Here is a 16,751-nt window from a genome sequence, read left to right as displayed (position 1 = left end):
TAGGAACTAAGGGATACCATCTGTTCACGAGTTCGTGGCAGGGGGTATCCCTTTTTCACATGCCCATCGGCTATAATGAACAAGAAGTAGATGTTTCTTTTTGGAATGAGGGAGATCATGAGAACGATATTGGTGGCAGATGATGACCTGCACATACTAGAGCTTGTGCGGCTGCATTTAGTCTCGTGGCGCTATCAGGTTCGGACTGCGATTTCGGGAGATGCGGCTTTGGCACTGATGGATGATAAAGTGGATTTGGCTATCGTAGATGTGATGATGCCGGGGCTGGACGGACTGGCTCTAACCGACAAGCTGAAAAAAGAGTGGGACTTGCCGGTGCTCATGTTGACGGCCAGGGGCGAGCTGGAGGATAAACGCGAAGGGTACATGGCTGGGGTCGACGATTATTTGGTCAAACCCTTTGAGCCCGAAGAACTTCTCTTTCGCATACAGGCTATTTTAAGGAGATACGACAAGCCGACGGATCCGACGATTGCATTAGGGGATTTGGAGATACGCCGGCAGACGCTCCAGGTGGTTCAAGGACAAAAGAAGCTGCTGCTTCCTCTCAAGGAGTTCGAGCTGCTGGCTATTCTCGCATCGAGGCCTGGACAAGTGTTCGAACGGGAATATTTGATGGAGCAGGTGTGGGGCCTGGAATACGAAAGCGATCATACGCTCAATACCCATATGAACCGGGTTCGGGAGCGGCTCGCTTCGCTGGGCTCATGCGTACGCATCCATACGGTTCGCGGCGTTGGATATCGAATAGAGGTATCGCCATGAAAGTGCAGTCGTCTCTGTATGTCAAATATCTCATTGTTGCGCTATGTATCATGCTCCTCAGCGCTGTGCTCGCTTTTCTAGCAACGAATATGTATTATCATCAAGTGCTTAAGGAGCAGAACGACGCCAAAAATACGGTGATCGCGAGCCGTTTGGCAGCTTACATTTCCGAGCATGCGGAGCTTGATTTGCAGGAACACTTCGCGATGCTTGGCGAAATCGGGTACCAGTTTTATGTGGTGAACGAAAATGGAACTTCCGGTTACTATGGCGGAGAATACCGGCTAAAGGAGCTTGACAACTCGATTATTGAAGATGTCATTGCCGGGGACATCTACCATGGTATGCGCGACTTTCCGAAACAGCTGTTTGTGACCGGTTTTTTTGCCAATGACATTCGGAATTCGATCGGCGTTCCATTCGTGCACGAAGGGCAGCGTTATGCGATGTTCGTTCGTCCGGATATTCGGCTGCTGTTCAGCGAGGTTCATACCATCATGGGCGGGATGGCGCTTCTGATGCTTGTGATTAGCTTGCTGGCCATCATCGTCTCGGCTTGGTACCTGGTTCATCCGATCAAAGCGCTGACGGCGGCCACGAAACAAATAGCCGCGGAAAATTTCGAGATCAGCTTGCAGGCAAGCCGTTCGGACGAGCTTGGCACGCTGGCAGCCAGCTTTAACCGGATGGCCAAGCAGCTCCTTGCCAACGAAGAGGAGCGGAAAAGCTTTATTCGCAATGTGTCGCATGATTTCCAGTCCCCGCTGCTCAATATTGGCGGATATGCCGCCCTCTTAAAGCAAGCGGAGCTTGACGTAGAGCCCCGTCTGCAATATGCGTCGGTGATCGAAAGCGAGGCCATGCGGCTATCGAATTTAACGAAGCAGCTATTAGTGTTGACCTCTCTGGATCAGCGAAACAAGGCCATTGCCATGCAAACCTATCCCTTGCATGAACAAATCGAACGAACCGTTATGAAATACCGCTGGCTTCTCGAGAAAGAAGGAATCTCGATCAGCCTGGACGCAGGTCCTCTTTTGCTGACAGGCAATGAGGCTTTATTGGACAATGTATGGGAAAACCTGCTGACGAATGCGATCAAATACAATAAACCCGGGGGAGAGATTCGAATCCGGACAGAATCGGGGGAGGATCATGTGAACGTGATCTTCGAGGATACCGGCATAGGAATAGCCGAAAATGATTTGCCGCACGTATTTGAGCGGTTTTACCGCGCGGATGCCTCTCGGTCGACGAAGGGGACGGGTCTCGGTCTGGCCATCGTCAAGGAAACGATCACCCTGCATCAAGGCGACATCCGAATCTCGAGTGAAACGGGCGAAGGCACATGCATCACGGTAACGTTGCCTCTTAGGCCAACAGCAGTTTAGATACAGTTTAGAATCGGCTTTTATACTACCTCTATACAAATAAAAAGTATGGAGGTTTTTTTTATGGAGAAAATATGGAGCTTGCGTCTTATACGGCTGGCAGCAGTCTTTGGTCTGATCGGCGCGATTCTTGGGGCCGATATGGCGGGGAGCGGAAATTATCAGCTGCGCGCCGTTCATGCGCACATTCTTGTAGTAGGCTGGCTGTCGGTGTTCGTCTGGGGGTTGTTTTATCAAGTTTTTAAGGTGAAGGCGAAGAAGCTGGTATCCTTGCATGGGTGGCTGTCCGTCATCGGATCGATCGGCTTGTCGGTCGGCATGCTGTTCTACAACGTCAATCCTTTTAATATGAACGAAACGATCACGCTTATTACGTTTATTGTCGGCGGTACGGTGTTATTGTTTAGTTTTATTCTGTTCATAGCGGTCACCTTCTCGATACAGAAGGAGGACTAAAACATGCGTTGGTGGAGTACGAACCGGGTATGGCTGTTGATCGTGATGGCTTGGCTGCTGCTAGCCGGTCTATTGTCTGTCGTGGCGGATTCCTCCAAGGAGCAAACCTCTCCGGTTACGAACCATGGATTGCCGGAGCATAGCCAATCCGCTCAGGCCCAGAAGCTGGTCGATCGGTATTTTCCGTCGGATGAGGGAATCCCATTGTTTGTTGTATTGTCCAGGGACACAGCATTTACGGAACAAGAGATTATGGATTATTCGGTCTTCTTAGAAAAAGTTCTGGAGTCGCGGGAATTGAAGGCCATACATGTTGCCGAGTTGCCCTCAAGCGCGCGTCAATCGTTCGTAGCGGAGGACGCCAAAACGTTTTTTGTGCCCGGCTTTTTGACAGCCGATCTGGAAAACGACGCCGTGATGGAGCTTCTTGATGTCATGAAAGAGGAGACGTTGGCGGGGCTTCCCTCCGACGTGCAGCTCGATTACACGGGTCCGGCCGGAATCATGGCGGATACCACCAGGGTTTTCTCAAGCGCGGATGTAGTATTGATCTTATCTACCGTTGCGATTATTTTTTTGATCCTCATCGTTATCTATCGTTCCTTATTGCTCGCTATTCTTCCGCTAATCGGAGCAGGCATCGCGTATGCAGTCGTAGATCGTCTGCTCGGCTTGATGGGACAGTTAGACATATTTGTAATCGAGAAACAAGCCTTGTCCATTATGATGGTTCTGCTGTTCGCGGTTATTACGGATTATTCGTTGTTATTATTCTCGCGGTTCAAAGAAAATCTGCTGGAAGGTTTTTCTGTCCAGGATGCGATGAAGCTGGCTGTCAGAAACGTGACGGAGCCGATTTTGTTCAGCGGCGGCACCGTGCTTATGAGCATGTTGACGTTATTTTTTGCGAGCTTCGAATCGTATCGTAATTTCGCTCCCGTCTTTGCCGTGGCGGTTGCGGTGATGATTGCTGCGGGGCTGACCTTAATGCCGGCTTTGTTTGCGCTGGCAGGCACCAAGGCCTTCTGGCCTTTCCGAATCGACAAACATCGTGTGAAACCAGTTGAGCAGACCTATTGGGGCCGATTCAGCCTCTTCGTAACAACAAATCCGAAGAAATCGCTCGCGGCGGTTATGCTCGTGCTCGCGATCGGCATTGCTATGATATCGCCCATAAAATATACGTTTAATCTGTTGGACTCATTCCCGCAAGAGATGTCTTCCGTCAAAGGATATCAAAAATTGAGCGATGCGTTTTCGTCTGGCGATGTGTCGCCCAGCACGATCATCGTGGAGAGCTCCGAGAACCTTTCGGCAGAGCAGATTCGCCGGCTGGCGGAAGTCTTGAAAGAAAGGGAAGGCGTTGCTTCCGTTCATACCACGCAGCTATCGGATCAATCGGAAAAGGTGGCCAAGCTTACCCTTGTGCCTGTTCATAATCCATTTACCGACAAAGCGTTTTTGACGACCGATACCATTCTGGCCGATCAAAGGTCGCTGCTTCAGGATAGCGGCATCGAGGACGCGAAGTTATGGATTGCAGGAGACACGGCTGTCAACTCGGATATAAAAGCGGTTAACGCATTCGACGAACAAATCGTTATGATCATAGTCGCTTTGCTTATTCTGTTTATGCTGCTGCTGCAAACACGATCCTGGATCATGCCGATCTATATGTTGGTTACCATTCTTTTATCCTATAGCGCCGCGCTGGGAATAACCGTTTTCGTATTCCAGAATATGCTCGGATATGAGGGGCTAAGCTACCGCATTCCATTATATACGTTTTTATTTATCGTGGCGCTCGGCGTCGATTATTCGATCATGCTGGTCGCACGGATCCGCGAGGAGCAAAAGACGCGTTCCTATACAGAGGCGGTAAGAATGGGACTCGCGAAAACCGGCGGCGTTATTTCCTCCGCTGGATTTATTTTGGCGGCAACGTTTACCGTATTAATGACGCAGCCGGTCGTGGAATTGCGGGCCTTCGGATTTGCGGTAGCGGTAGGCGTATTGCTTGATACCTTTCTTGTTCGGCCAATCGCCTTACCGGCGTTGATGATGTTAATACGTCGACGAGAAAAACGCCTTTAGATAAATAGGGTTTGCTACACTCAAGAGATGATTCCTGGTACGAAACAGGGGTCATCTTTTTTTAGTCTCCCGAAGATTACGTCAGCGCAGATCAAAAAAGTATAATAAAAAGTAAAATGATTACAACATTTAAAGGGGAAGCGGACTTGTTACAATGAGATCAGGGGCCGATATGCCCATTCGTCGCGGAACTGCTTCATTAATCGCCCGAAGGAAGCTATTTTACAATAAGGGAAGTGAATATTATGAGCATTCGGCGCAATCTGCTCTCGATCGGTTTGTACCCAAAGATCGTCTTGATTTTTATGGCGGCCATCATCCCGATTCTGTTTATCGGCTCACTCATTGTCATCAAAGGGGAAGCGGCGATCCGGCGGGAAATAACCAATTCGTTGTCATCCAGAGTCCACTTTTATGTGAATGAGCTGAATTCGGCGTTGGAGCATATCATCAGCCTGAAGCGGGAATATGTGTTTGATCCGGATATTCAGAGGTTCAGCACCATGTCGCCGATCATGACCGATTACGAACGGCGGTTGGAAGTGCTCTTGATGCAAAAAAAGATGAAGACGCTGAAGTCGTCCAGTCCCTACATTCACGATGTGGGATTATTTATGGTTTCCGAGCACAAAATTATTTATCCAAATCGAATAACGTATAGCATCGATGAAGAAAAGGCTTCCGTCCATCGGCTTCTGAACCGCAGCTCGTTGCCGATTTTCGTTTGGCAAAACCAATTGATGTTGGCGGAACGTTTCCCTACCGGGACTTACGAAAATAGTTTGCCTGCTTATTGGATCGAGATTTCGCTGAATCGGGGAAAGATTCAGTCCATACTTTCGCAAATGCTGACGGAAAGCGGCGGAAACGCCATATTATCCGATTTGGAAGGAAGTTGGCTTATTTCCGGGGATGACAGCAATGATCCGCTGCAACGTCAGATGGCCCAGCTTAATCAATCGTATGCCGAGGTATCCGGACAGCAGGTAATGACTGCTGCTGACAATCGCCAATATATGGCGGCATTTGAACGATTGCCGGAGCTTGGTATCGCATTGACGCTTTATATGCCCGAGGAAGTGGTTCTGAAACCGTTGGCGGGTTACCAAATGTGGTTTCGCATTCTCATTGCGACGGCCATCGTCATTATTCTGCTTTATGCCTATTGGATCTATCTATTTTTGCAACGGCCGCTGCAAAGACTTGTCAGGGCATTTCGCAAAGTGAGCGAAGGATCGTTTGATGTGCAGCTGCAATCAAAAAGCCGGGATGAGATCGATTATTTCTACGAGCAGTTCAATCAAATGGTGGGTACGATTCAATCGCTCATCCATGATGTATACGAGCAAGATATCCGTTCGCAGAGAGCCGAGCTAAAACATCTTCAGGCTCAAATCAATCCCCACTTTTTATATAACGCTTATTACCGGCTGCACCGGATGGCTCAAGACGAGGATACGGTTAATATCAAGCCGTATACTCGACTGCTCGGCGATTATTTGAAGTACATTACTCGCAATGCCCAAGAGGAGGCGATTCTCCGGATGGAAGTCGACCATGCCAGAACATACGCCGATATTTTAAAGATGAGGTTTGGCAACAAGCTTACGATCCACTGGGAGGAGCTGCCTGCCGAATGGGAGAACCGTCTCGTTCCAAGACTCATTGTGCAACCCATTGTCGAGAACGCGTTTATTCATGGAGTGGAAGAATTGGATGAGGGTGGAGTACTGAAGTTTTCCGTAGTTGCGTCCCCGCACATGATTTCGCTTATCATCGAGGATAACGGCGATCGGTTGACCGATGAACGGCTGGATGAGCTAAATCGGCCAGAGAATTCGTTGTCGGACGATATCGAGACGACCGGTATGCTCAACGTGCACAGACGCCTTATCCTGAAATTCGGACCGTCATACGGTTTGCGCATTTCCCGCAGCGAGCTTGGGGGTATGCGCGTAGAAATCAATCTGCCTGCCGCGGAGGAGGAAGAACATGAATCGATTGCTGATCGTCGATAATGAGGATTATGTGGTAAATGGTTTAATCGAGGTGATCTCTCAGCTGTCCCATCTCGAATTGGAGGTCATTGGCGCCTATTCGGCGAGAGAAGCGCTGGATTGGCTTAAGAGGACCAAAATCGATATCGTCGTATCCGACATTCGAATGCCCGGCATGGACGGGATTACGCTTCAACAGGAAATCATGAGGTACTGGCCGAAATGCAAAGTGATTTTTTTATCCGGCTTCAACGACTTCGATTACGTGCAGAACGCGATTAGAGGAGGGGCGCTGGATTACGTACTAAAGACGGACGGCGACGAACGTCTGATCGAAGCGGTTGAAAAGGCTGTCGCCAAGCTTCGGGACGAAATCGAAATCGAATCCTTGATCGTCAAATCGAAAAATCAAATGAGAATGGCGTTTGAAACGCTGCAGCAGGACTTTATTCGCCAGCTTCTTCAGGGGGAGCGCCTGGAGGAGCGGGAGCTCTCCAAACAGTTCGCCGACTTGCACATTCCGCTGCAACCTTCGATGCCCGTGCTTGCGATAATCGGACGCGTGGACGAATGGATGGAAAATGTGTCCCATTATGACCGTTATCTGCTCCTGTATTCCATTCGAAACATTGCAGGAGAATATCTGGACACTATGGTCACGCAAATATCGCTCCCGGTGGACAGGTTCAATATCGTATGGATGATTCAGCCCAAAAGTCTTCAACCCAGCAGCTCGCTCCGGGTGCAGGAAGATACGTGGAGCATGATCATCCGGTTCGTGCAAGGAACGTTCGAAATGATTCAGGCGGCATGCAAGGATCTGATCAAGCTCGACCTGTCGGTATTGATTGCCGATACGCCTGTGGGCTGGGCCGAGGTCGGCAGCAAATTCGCTTTGCTCCGAAGCAACCTGGCGCGGGGGCTCGGTTCGGGAAGAAAAGTGCTGATGATCGATCAACAGTTTGCTGGCAACGGCACATCAGAGAGTCCCTTGCCCATGGATGCGGCTTCTTTAATCGGCAATCTCGCCTCGATGCTCGAAAACAATCGTCGGGAGTTGTTTTTCGATCTGTTGGACGAGCTGCTGTTGCAACGGGATTCGGAAAGTCAGGAGAAACATTATTTTATGGCCGTTTCGGTTATTTTGTCTTTTCATACGAAGGAATTGAAGCTTTGCGGCTCTGATGAGCGATGGGACATCGGCCGTCTTATTTTTCCCGACTTGATGACGGCGCCTCATGACGCCGCCGATTATTTGCGCAAATGCGCGGAATCGATATTCGACTTCAGGGAGCGTTCCCGCGGCGAAAGCGAAAACGAACTGATGATGAAAGTGAAAACGTATATTGCCGATCATCTGACGAATGACCTGTCCCTGACGATTATAGCGGAGACTGTCAGCCACAATTCGTCTTATTTGTCCCGTCTGTTCAAACAGAACAACGGTGTGGGCATTGCCGAATATATTACGGATTGCCGGATTCGGCTAGCCAAGGAATTGTTGGAGGACCCCGGCAACCGCATCCAGGATATCCCCGCGGCGATAGGCTTTACTTCCGTCCAATACTTCTACCGCGTGTTTAAGAAAGTAACGGGGAAGACGCCGCAGGAGTGGAGAGAAGCGAGCGTTTAGCCGGATCTCGAAAAAGTGCAAACAAAAAGATGCAACGGAAAGTAAAATCATTGGAATAGAGCTGCACTCGCGGGCGTTGTTATAATCGGTTTGCGCAATGAAATCGTTTGTCAAATCCAATCGAGGGGGTAAACAAATGTTCGGTAAAAAAGGATGGATGCCATTGCTGGCCGTAGTGCTCGCGTCGAGCTTGTTAAGCGCTTGCAGCGACAACAATGGCGGCAATGAAGGCAAGAAGCCGGTTGTGACAGGCGGTAATGAAAGTCCGACCGGGGAGCAGGGAGACGGCAATCCGTTCGGCAAGTTCGATCCGCCGCTTACGGTAAAGTCCGTGCTTAGCACGGAAGGATGGGCGACATTCCCGGAAGGGGAAACGTGGGACAACGATAATCGCTGGACGAAGCTGTACCGGGAAGCGCTAGGGATCAATCTGAAGTGGGATTGGATGGTGGATTCCACGCAATACGAGAACAAGATGAATGTATCGATCGCCTCGGGCGACATTCCGGATATTATGCGCGTGACCAAGAAACAGCTGACTCAGCTCGTGGAAGCGGATATGGTGGAAGATTTGACGGGAGTGTTCGATCAATATGCCATGCCTTATCTAAAGGAGCAAGTTCAGGATGCGCTGGCGTCCGCGCAGAAGATGGCGACCTATGACGGCAAGCTGATGGCGATTCCGCATTACGGCGGCGATCCGCGCGATTCGCTGGTCACTTTGTACATCCGCGCCGATTGGCTCAAGAAGCTGAACTTGAAGGAGCCAACAACGATCGACGAGTTGGTTCAGGTAGCGGAAGCTTTCGTAAAGCAGGATCCCGACGAGAACGGAAAGGCGGATACGCTTGGTCTCGGCATTTTGAGCGCTACGATGGGCGGAGGTGCGATGGGCGGTTTTCTGAACGGCTATCATGCGTATCCCGACATTTGGATCGAGAACGGAAATGAAGGTTTGATTTACGGCAGTACGACGCCGGAGATGAAGTCGGCGCTCGGCAAACTGCAGCAAATGTACAAGGACGGGTTGATCGATCGGGAATTCGGTACAAAAGATTACAATCGGTTAAAAGAGGATGTCGTATCCGGCAAGCTCGGCATGTTCTACGGCACGATATCGGAATCGGCGCTGATTGCAGCCGACTTGATCAAAAACGATCCCGACGCGTCATGGAAGGCGCTTCCACTCCCTTCCGTTGACGGCAATCCGGCCAAACCAAACGTAGGCGTAACCGTAGGCGGCTTCTATGTCGTAAAAAAAGGTTTCTCTAATCCGGAAGCGGCAGTAAAGATGATGAATCTGTTCCTTCAAAAGGTGTATGGCGAAGACAAGGAAGGAACCAACAACGACTTGCAAGTATATGCCTGGGCGGAAAACGCCAAATACGCGATGCATGTGCTGTCGCCTGTTCAAGGCTACATCAAGGACTACAACTATAATTTGGTGCGCGACGCTTTGGCGGCGGGAGATCCTTCCGGACTAAACGAGGCGCTTAAGAAAACGTATGATGTGGTCTCGGGAACCGATGGAAGCGATCCTGATACATGGCAGCAATGGTGGATCCATCAACCGGAAGTGAGCCCGTTCGAGATTCGCGTCAAGTACCAGGAGCAGCCGGACGGAGTCGTCATTGACAAATATTTTGGCGGCGCGACCAAAACGATGGAAGAGAAGATGTCGACACTGCTCACGATGCAGAATGAAACATTCGTCAAAATCATAATGGGCGCGGCTCCGATCGACGAGTTCGACAACTATGTGTCCAATTGGAAAAAGCTTGGCGGGGATCAAATTACGCAAGAAGTCAATGAATGGTACGAGGCGAATCGCTAAGGAAGGCTGATGCCGGAAGCGGGGAACGGACGTATACGCGTTCGATCCCTTGCGGCGGCGGGAGGTGAAGGCAACCATGTTCAAACAAAAATGGAGACAGGAACGCTCCAACCATATCATGCTGCTTCCGGGAGTGGTGTTTCTCTTCTTGTTCAGCTATGTTCCAATGTTTGGCATTATCATATCCTTCCAGAAGTATTATCCGACAAAAGGGTTCCTCGACTCCGAATGGGTCGGATTGGAAAACTTTCAGTACATCTTCGACTTGCCCGATTTTAGCCGGGTGCTGTGGAATACCGTTTTTATAGCGACGATGAAAATCATTTTGCATCTAATTGTTCCGATTGTAACGGCTCTGCTGTTAAACGAAATTCGCAGCGCTTTGTTTAAACGTTCGGTGCAGACGCTCATTTATTTGCCCTATTTTCTGTCGTGGGTCATTCTTGCTGGCATTTTAATGGATATTTTATCCTTAAAAGGGATTGTTAATCAAATGATTGAGGCGCTCGGCATGCAGTCCGTCTTTTTCCTCGGCGACAATAACTGGTTCCCGTGGACGCTGATTATATCCGATACGTGGAAGCAGTTCGGGTTCGATACGATCATTTATTTAGCCGCTCTCACGGGCATCAATCCGACGCTGTATGAGGCAGCAGTCATCGACGGGGCGAACCGATGGAAGCAGACGCTTCATATTACGCTTCCCGGCATGGCTCCAATCATCGTGCTGATGATGACGTTAAGTCTCGGCAACGTGCTGAACGCCGGCTTCGATCAAGTGTTTAATCTGTACAGCGCTCCGGTGCTTGAGAGCGGGGATATTCTCGATACGATGATCTATCGGATCGGGCTTCAAGACTATCAATTCAGCGTGTCCGCCGCGCTGGGATTATTTAAATCACTCGTTTCCTTTGTTCTTGTGTCCGTATCGTACGGACTGGCGTATCGATTCGCCAACTACAGAATTTTCTGATTGGGGTTGCTGTCGGATGATAACGAGAACGTCCTGGAGCAGAAGAAGCTTCAATCTGGTCAATTACGCTATTTTGATCTTGTTGTCTGCGCTTTGTTTTCTGCCTATCGTGCATGTGTTGGCGCTGTCTCTTAGTTCCAAAATCCAGGTGACGGCAGGCAATGTATTATTCTGGCCGCGCGAGTTTACTTGGGCTTCTTACGAATATGTCGCCTCTCAAGGGCAATTTTTTCGGTCAATGGGCATTACGCTGCAGCGGGTCGTGCTGGGCACCGTTATTAATCTCGCCTTGACGCTGCTGTGCGCGTACCCTCTATCGAAGGAACGCGGGGATTTCCGATTGCGATCGGTATACGTCTGGTATTTCGTGATCACGATCCTGTTCGGAGGAGGGCTGATTCCCTGGTATTTAACGATCAAAAATCTTGATTTGCTTAATTCGATCTGGGCGCTCGTGCTTCCTGGCGCTGTGCCGGTGTTCAATATCATTCTGCTGCTTAATTTCTTTCGCCGCCTGCCGAAGGAGATGAACGAGTCGGCGCGAATCGACGGCGCGGGCGACTGGCGGATTCTGCTTAGCATTTACATCCCCTTGTCAACGCCTGCGCTAGCGACGATTACGCTGTTTACGGTCGTTGGACATTGGAACTCGTGGTTTGACGGCCTGCTGCTGATGAATAGTCCGGACCGTTATCCGTTGTCCAGCTACTTGCAGACGGTCATTACGATGCCGGACCTGTCCAAGTTCACCGATCCGGAGATGGCGCGGGTATACAATCTAATATCCGATCGAACGACACGTGCCGCGCAGGTATTCGTCGGCATGCTGCCGATTTTGCTCGTGTACCCGTTTTTGCAGCGTTACTTTATCCATGGCATTGTACTTGGCAGCGTTAAGGAATAATCCTTTACTTCTACTGGAGGTTAGATTGGATGAGAACTTGGAAGAAGCTATTGGCCTTCTGCTTGGCTCTGATTCTGCTCCTGTCGGTCAACGCGGGAACCCGTACGACTGCGGTACATGCATTGGACGCGTCTGTGTCTCCTACTTCGAATATGAGAACGGTCGGACAGTTTGCTCCATATACGGTCATTGACGATTTCGAGTCGGACGAATCGCTGGCGAACTGGCAAGCGGGGGACAACGTGTCCGAAGCCAGCCTGGCCGCTCAAGCGTGGAATGTGTTTTTTCCTTACGAGGGCAGCCGATTTCTGGCATTGAAAAGCGAACCGAACTTGCAGAACAATGTTTGGAGAACGGCTAGCCGAACGTTCGACCAACCGCTTGATCTTTCGAATTCACGCTACCTGATGATGGCTTACAATCATTTTGGCTATTTGCCGAATGATGAACCTTATTACGCTCGCCTTGTCGCATACAGCGGCGACACTTCGGTAGAGGGCATCGTAAGGGTCTACAACAACAATTGGAACAAGATCGGCATCGATCTTAGCGGATGGGCCGGACGAAGTGCGATCGATAAGCTGGAGGTCAGCTTTCAGCATGACTTCGATCGCGCCGAACATCCTGATGACCCTTTGCCCTATTGGCCGAATACGGAGTTTTATATCGATTACGTACATGCGGCGAACATGCTCGACTGGCAATTTTCGTATGAAGGGGACACCGAAGGATGGTCGTTTAATGATTCGATTGAGTCTCCATCGGTGTCGGACGGCAGGCTGTCGCTGGGCTTGGCGGGAGGGAATTCCGCGATGACGTCGGCTCCGCTCAAGCTGGACCCGGCCGTTTACAACTTAGTGCGGCTCAAGCTCGGCAACGGCGCCGAAATTGCTTCCGGCCGATTGTATTGGACGACGGAGACAGACCCTGAATTTGACGAAGCCAAGTCGCAGGCGCTGGAGTCCGCGGAAGAGATTGACGGAGAGAACGTCTACTCGGCCAGGCTTATCGGGCATCCGAGGTGGACGGGGCAAGTGACCGGCCTGCGGCTTCAATTGGCGGGAGTCGGATCAGGGACGAATACGATTGCAATAGACGGCATTGACTTCGCCAAGCAGGATCGCCCGATCTACGATTATATCGGGGAGGTATCGGAGATTCGCGTCGATGCAAACGCCGTGACGGTAACCGGAAGGATCGGTGACGATGCGAATATCGGTAATGGCGTTGGCGTTGGCGTTGGCAATACGTCGACAGCCCAATTGCAGCTTTACGAGCTGGCTCCTTACCAGTACGAGCCGGATATTGATGCTCTGACTCCGATATCGACGAGCGCGGTTCCAGGCGGCAACGATACGTTTTCGCTTCATCTGGATCGGTTCGACGGGGACAGGGATCGCTATTACTCCAAATTTCTGGTCGTTGTTCGAGAGGCGGGAGAAGACGGCCCTGTACGCTACGTCGACGCTCCGAAGTCCGTGACCGATATTGCGTTTCCGGCGAAACATTCCTTTGCGTACCCGGACGCGCTATCCAAGAAAGGCCTGAATGTGCAGATGACGGACGATGCCGAGGAGCTCGGCGTCAGCTACGCAACGTTGACCGTCGTCGTAAACGGCCTTATGTATAAGGACGATACGGATCCGAACAATGCGATCGCGTTCGATTCGGAAGGCACGGCCTACCACTTTCATAAGGACGCCGTCGAAGAGCTGGATCGCGAGATAAAGGCGATGTCCGACAACGGCACAATCGTGAACCTGGTTCTTATCCTGTATGACGCGGACGACCCGGACGGATCGACGAATGTGCTGATTCACCCAGATGCCGCACGCGGCCAGGGGACCGTCTATGCATTCAACACTACGAACGCCGAAGGCGTCCGCTACTACAAGGCCGCCATGGAGTTTCTTGCCGATCGATATACGAGAGAGGATCAGCGATATGGTAGAGCGATGGGCTACATCGTGGGCAACGAGGTCGATTCCGCCTGGATCTGGCAGAACATGGGCGACAAGTCCGTCGATCAATTCATGGAGCATTACGAAAGATCCGTTCGGCTCGCCTATCAGGCCGTCCGCAAACATTCCGACAGCGCAAGGGTCTATATCTCGGTCGATAATGCTTGGAACGAACCCTACATGCCCAATCAGCCGACCCGTTTCTACGGGAGCAAAGATGTCGTCGACAAGATGAACGTTCTATCCAAGTTGGGCGGCGATTACCCTTGGCATCTCGCGCATCATCCGTATCCGGAGAACATGCTGGATCCGCGAACGTGGGAAGATCAGGAATATGTGAGCGACAGCTTCGATTCTCCCAAAATTACGTTCAAAAACCTCCAGGTTATCGACCGATACATGGGGCAGGAAACGCTGAAATATGGAAATGAGCGCAGACGGATTATTTTATCCGAACAGGGCTTCCACACGGAAAACGATACGCCGGAAGCACAGCGGCTCCAAGCCGCGGCTTACGTTTATGCTTATTACAAGTCGCGATTCCTGGACGGCATCGACGCTTTCATTATGTTTAATCAGCTCGATATTCCGGCAGCGGGTCTCAATATGGGGTTATGGACAGCGAACACGGAGCTGCCGGGTTTCGTGGCGAAGGACCGCAAATTTATTTACGACGTGTTCAAATATATCGATACGGATCGTTCGCTTGAAGTCGCCGAATTCGCCAAGCCGATCATCGGTATCGAGAACTGGAGCGAGGTTGTTCCAAACTTCGACGCAACCAAGCTTGCCCAGCGCATGCCGCCGCAGCTTGTTCCCGTAGCGATTAACAAGCAAGCGCCGCATATCGTCGGCGGCGATAAGTTCGAAACGGGCATAGACGGATGGGAGTTTGCGGATCATTCTTACGGGGTCAGCAGAACGACCGCAGATGCTTATGGAGGCTCCGGTTCGTTGAAAGTCGACTTCGTGGACCTGGTAAGAATGACCTTTGTAGGACTCGAACGGCTGTGGAAAGGCGCGGAGAAAAAATTTGCCGAACCGATCGACGCAACCGACAAGCCTCACCTCAATCTGGCCGTCAAGCTGACCGAACCTGAGGAGTCTCATACCTATTACGCGAAAGTGAAAGTGTACAGTGGGGATCTTGCGGCAGAAGGTTTAGCAAGAATCGACGCTAGCAAAGGCTGGCATGCATTGTCTCTAGATCTTAAAGGCTGGGAAGGTCTTGATGCGATCGATAGAATCAAGGTTTGGACGCGCAAGACGACCAACGAAAGCTGGAGCGGGTCGCTGTTGATCGACGAGGTTGGCTTTTCGAGCAAAAACACTGCGATCGGCGGGTTGCCCAATATCGATATGGTCGCGACGACTGATCTTGACGAGCTGGCCCCGGGCTCAACCATTACGGTAAAAGTGACTAATTACGATGACAAAAAAATGTCAGGTCAGATTCGAATCGAACCGATCGGCAATCTGTCGTTCCATCCCAAGATACTGAAACTGAACGGATTGAAAACCGGGGAAACCCAGTCGATGACGCTTCAGGTATCCGATTATGATCCGAGCGCGGGCGGCGATGTCGGCATTCGATTCAAATATAGGAGCATAGCGCAGGAAACGATTCTCGTCAGCAACGAATGACATTACAACATTATTGGAGGTATCCGCAATGAGTCATCGCTATTCCGTTATATTATCGAATGTAGGGAGCTGCTCGGACCGATATGTGACCGGGGGATACGCGGAGCCGTTCTCCATCGCCGAGCTGTTCGGGCGCGTCGCCCAGATTCCTCAAGTTACCGGCGTGGAGCTGGTCGGCACATGGCATGTCACGGATAAAAACGTTAAAGAACTGAAAGGGCATCTGGAGGAGCACGGACTTAAGCTAGTATCCATTATTCCCGATCACTTTGGACAGATGAAATGGAAGTACGGCAGCTTCGCGGCCAAAGATCCGGCCATTCGCAACGAAGCGGTCGCCCATACAAAAGAAATGATCGACGCGGCTATCGAGCTGGGAGGCGATCTCATCTCGTTGTGGCCAGGTCAGGACGGCTACGATTATTTGTTTCAGGCGGATTATATGCAAGAGCGCGACTGGTTCGCCGAAGGATTGCGGGAAGTGTGCCGCTATCGACCGGATGTAAGGATAAGTCTGGAATACAAGCCGAAGGAGCCACGAACGCACAGCTACCTGAGCACGGCGGCCATGTCCGTCTTAATGGCCCAGGAGACCGGCACGGACAATATCGGAGTGACGATCGACTTCGGACACGCGCTTAACGCTTACGAGACGCCGGCCGAATCGGTCGCTTTGCTCAAGAGATACGGCAATCGGTTGTTTCATGTGCATATGAACGATAATTTCCGCCACTGGGACGACGATATGATCGTTGGCAGCGTGCATACGATCGAGACGCTGGAATTTTTCTACTGGCTTAAGCGGACGGGATATAACGGCTGGTTGTCCATCGATCAATACCCTTACCGGGAGGATGGGCTTGCGGCGGTGCGGGAAGGGGTTAACGCGATGGAGACTTTCGCCGCCCTTGTCGATTCCATGGACCAAGCCGAAGTCGAAGCGTTGATCAGGAACGGCCGTTCGCCGGAAATTACGGCTTATCTTCGCCGAATGCTGTTATCCGTTCCGAATGCGGCTCGATAAGGAGGATTAACGGCGCATGATTACAATTGATGGATTAACAGTTGATTACGCCGA

11 protein-coding genes are annotated in these 16,751 nt (G+C 50.9%); all 11 read left to right on the top strand.

Translation table 11 applies throughout. From position 1 onward, the window contains the following. Window positions 1–117: 117 nt before the first annotated feature. The 11 genes from PAT3040_RS15435 to PAT3040_RS15385 all read left to right on the top strand — a co-directional run bounded on the left by PAT3040_RS15435 (window position 118) and on the right by PAT3040_RS15385 (window position 16,697). A complete protein-coding gene (locus tag PAT3040_RS15435; RefSeq protein WP_108993445.1) occupies window positions 118–786 on the top strand; it encodes a response regulator transcription factor in 669 nt (222 codons plus the stop codon). Continuing rightward, window positions 783–2,177, top strand: coding sequence for a sensor histidine kinase (locus PAT3040_RS15430; RefSeq protein WP_108993444.1), 1,395 nt, complete (start codon window positions 783–785; stop codon window positions 2,175–2,177). The genes PAT3040_RS15435 and PAT3040_RS15430 overlap by 4 nt, the downstream gene beginning before the upstream one ends. A gap of 63 nt (window positions 2,178–2,240) precedes the next feature. Then, window positions 2,241–2,633 (top strand): hypothetical protein, encoded by a 393-nt coding sequence (locus tag PAT3040_RS15425; protein WP_108993443.1) that lies wholly within the window; start codon window positions 2,241–2,243, stop codon window positions 2,631–2,633. A gap of 3 nt (window positions 2,634–2,636) precedes the next feature. Next, a complete protein-coding gene (locus PAT3040_RS15420) occupies window positions 2,637–4,727 on the top strand; it encodes an MMPL family transporter (protein WP_108993442.1) in 2,091 nt (696 codons plus the stop codon). A 245-nt stretch (window positions 4,728–4,972) separates the two neighbouring features. Next, window positions 4,973–6,745, top strand: a complete 1,773-nt coding sequence (locus tag PAT3040_RS15415; RefSeq protein ID WP_108993441.1) for a sensor histidine kinase — start codon at window positions 4,973–4,975, stop codon at window positions 6,743–6,745. Next, window positions 6,720–8,357: a response regulator transcription factor gene (locus PAT3040_RS15410; protein WP_108993440.1), complete on the top strand. Its 1,638-nt coding sequence runs from the start codon at window positions 6,720–6,722 to the stop codon at window positions 8,355–8,357. The genes PAT3040_RS15415 and PAT3040_RS15410 overlap by 26 nt, the downstream gene beginning before the upstream one ends. Before the next feature lie 136 nt (window positions 8,358–8,493). After that, window positions 8,494–10,191 carry an extracellular solute-binding protein gene (locus PAT3040_RS15405; protein ID WP_181376636.1) on the top strand — a complete coding sequence of 566 codons (1,698 nt, stop codon included), beginning with the start codon at window positions 8,494–8,496 and terminating at the stop codon, window positions 10,189–10,191. 76 nt (window positions 10,192–10,267) lie between these two features. Then, window positions 10,268–11,164 carry an ABC transporter permease gene (locus PAT3040_RS15400; RefSeq protein ID WP_108993438.1) on the top strand — a complete coding sequence of 299 codons (897 nt, stop codon included), beginning with the start codon at window positions 10,268–10,270 and terminating at the stop codon, window positions 11,162–11,164. Between the two features lie 16 nt (window positions 11,165–11,180). After that, a complete protein-coding gene (locus tag PAT3040_RS15395) occupies window positions 11,181–12,068 on the top strand; it encodes a carbohydrate ABC transporter permease (protein ID WP_108993437.1) in 888 nt (295 codons plus the stop codon). Window positions 12,069–12,097: 29 nt separating this feature from the next. Continuing rightward, window positions 12,098–15,673, top strand: a complete 3,576-nt coding sequence (locus PAT3040_RS15390) for a DUF5722 domain-containing protein (protein WP_108993436.1) — start codon at window positions 12,098–12,100, stop codon at window positions 15,671–15,673. A 28-nt stretch (window positions 15,674–15,701) separates the two neighbouring features. Further along, entirely contained in the window at window positions 15,702–16,697 is a 996-nt protein-coding gene (locus tag PAT3040_RS15385) for a sugar phosphate isomerase/epimerase family protein (RefSeq protein ID WP_108993435.1), read from the top strand. Window positions 16,698–16,751 lie beyond the last annotated feature (54 nt).

The sequence above is a fragment of the Paenibacillus agaridevorans genome (assembly GCF_003112455.1).
In the GTDB taxonomy this organism is placed as follows: Bacteria; Bacillota; Bacilli; order Paenibacillales; family Paenibacillaceae; genus Pristimantibacillus; species Pristimantibacillus agaridevorans.
This window is presented reverse-complemented; position numbering and strand designations above follow the sequence as displayed.

Excerpts from the sequence above, each read along its gene's own strand:
- PAT3040_RS15415 (WP_108993441.1), top strand. The coding sequence starts at position 4,973 with ATGAGCATTCGGCGCAATCTGCTCTCGATCGGTTTGTACCCAAAGATC.
- PAT3040_RS15420 (WP_108993442.1), top strand. The coding sequence starts at position 2,637 with ATGCGTTGGTGGAGTACGAACCGGGTATGGCTGTTGATCGTGATGGCT.
- PAT3040_RS15385 (WP_108993435.1), top strand. The coding sequence starts at position 15,702 with ATGAGTCATCGCTATTCCGTTATATTATCGAATGTAGGGAGCTGCTCG.
- PAT3040_RS15410 (WP_108993440.1), top strand. The coding sequence starts at position 6,720 with ATGAATCGATTGCTGATCGTCGATAATGAGGATTATGTGGTAAATGGT.
- PAT3040_RS15390 (WP_108993436.1), top strand. The coding sequence starts at position 12,098 with ATGAGAACTTGGAAGAAGCTATTGGCCTTCTGCTTGGCTCTGATTCTG.
- PAT3040_RS15405 (WP_181376636.1), top strand. The coding sequence starts at position 8,494 with ATGTTCGGTAAAAAAGGATGGATGCCATTGCTGGCCGTAGTGCTCGCG.
- PAT3040_RS15430 (WP_108993444.1), top strand. The coding sequence starts at position 783 with ATGAAAGTGCAGTCGTCTCTGTATGTCAAATATCTCATTGTTGCGCTA.
- PAT3040_RS15435 (WP_108993445.1), top strand. The coding sequence starts at position 118 with ATGAGAACGATATTGGTGGCAGATGATGACCTGCACATACTAGAGCTT.
- PAT3040_RS15395 (WP_108993437.1), top strand. The coding sequence starts at position 11,181 with ATGATAACGAGAACGTCCTGGAGCAGAAGAAGCTTCAATCTGGTCAAT.
- PAT3040_RS15400 (WP_108993438.1), top strand. The coding sequence starts at position 10,268 with ATGTTCAAACAAAAATGGAGACAGGAACGCTCCAACCATATCATGCTG.
- PAT3040_RS15425 (WP_108993443.1), top strand. The coding sequence starts at position 2,241 with ATGGAGAAAATATGGAGCTTGCGTCTTATACGGCTGGCAGCAGTCTTT.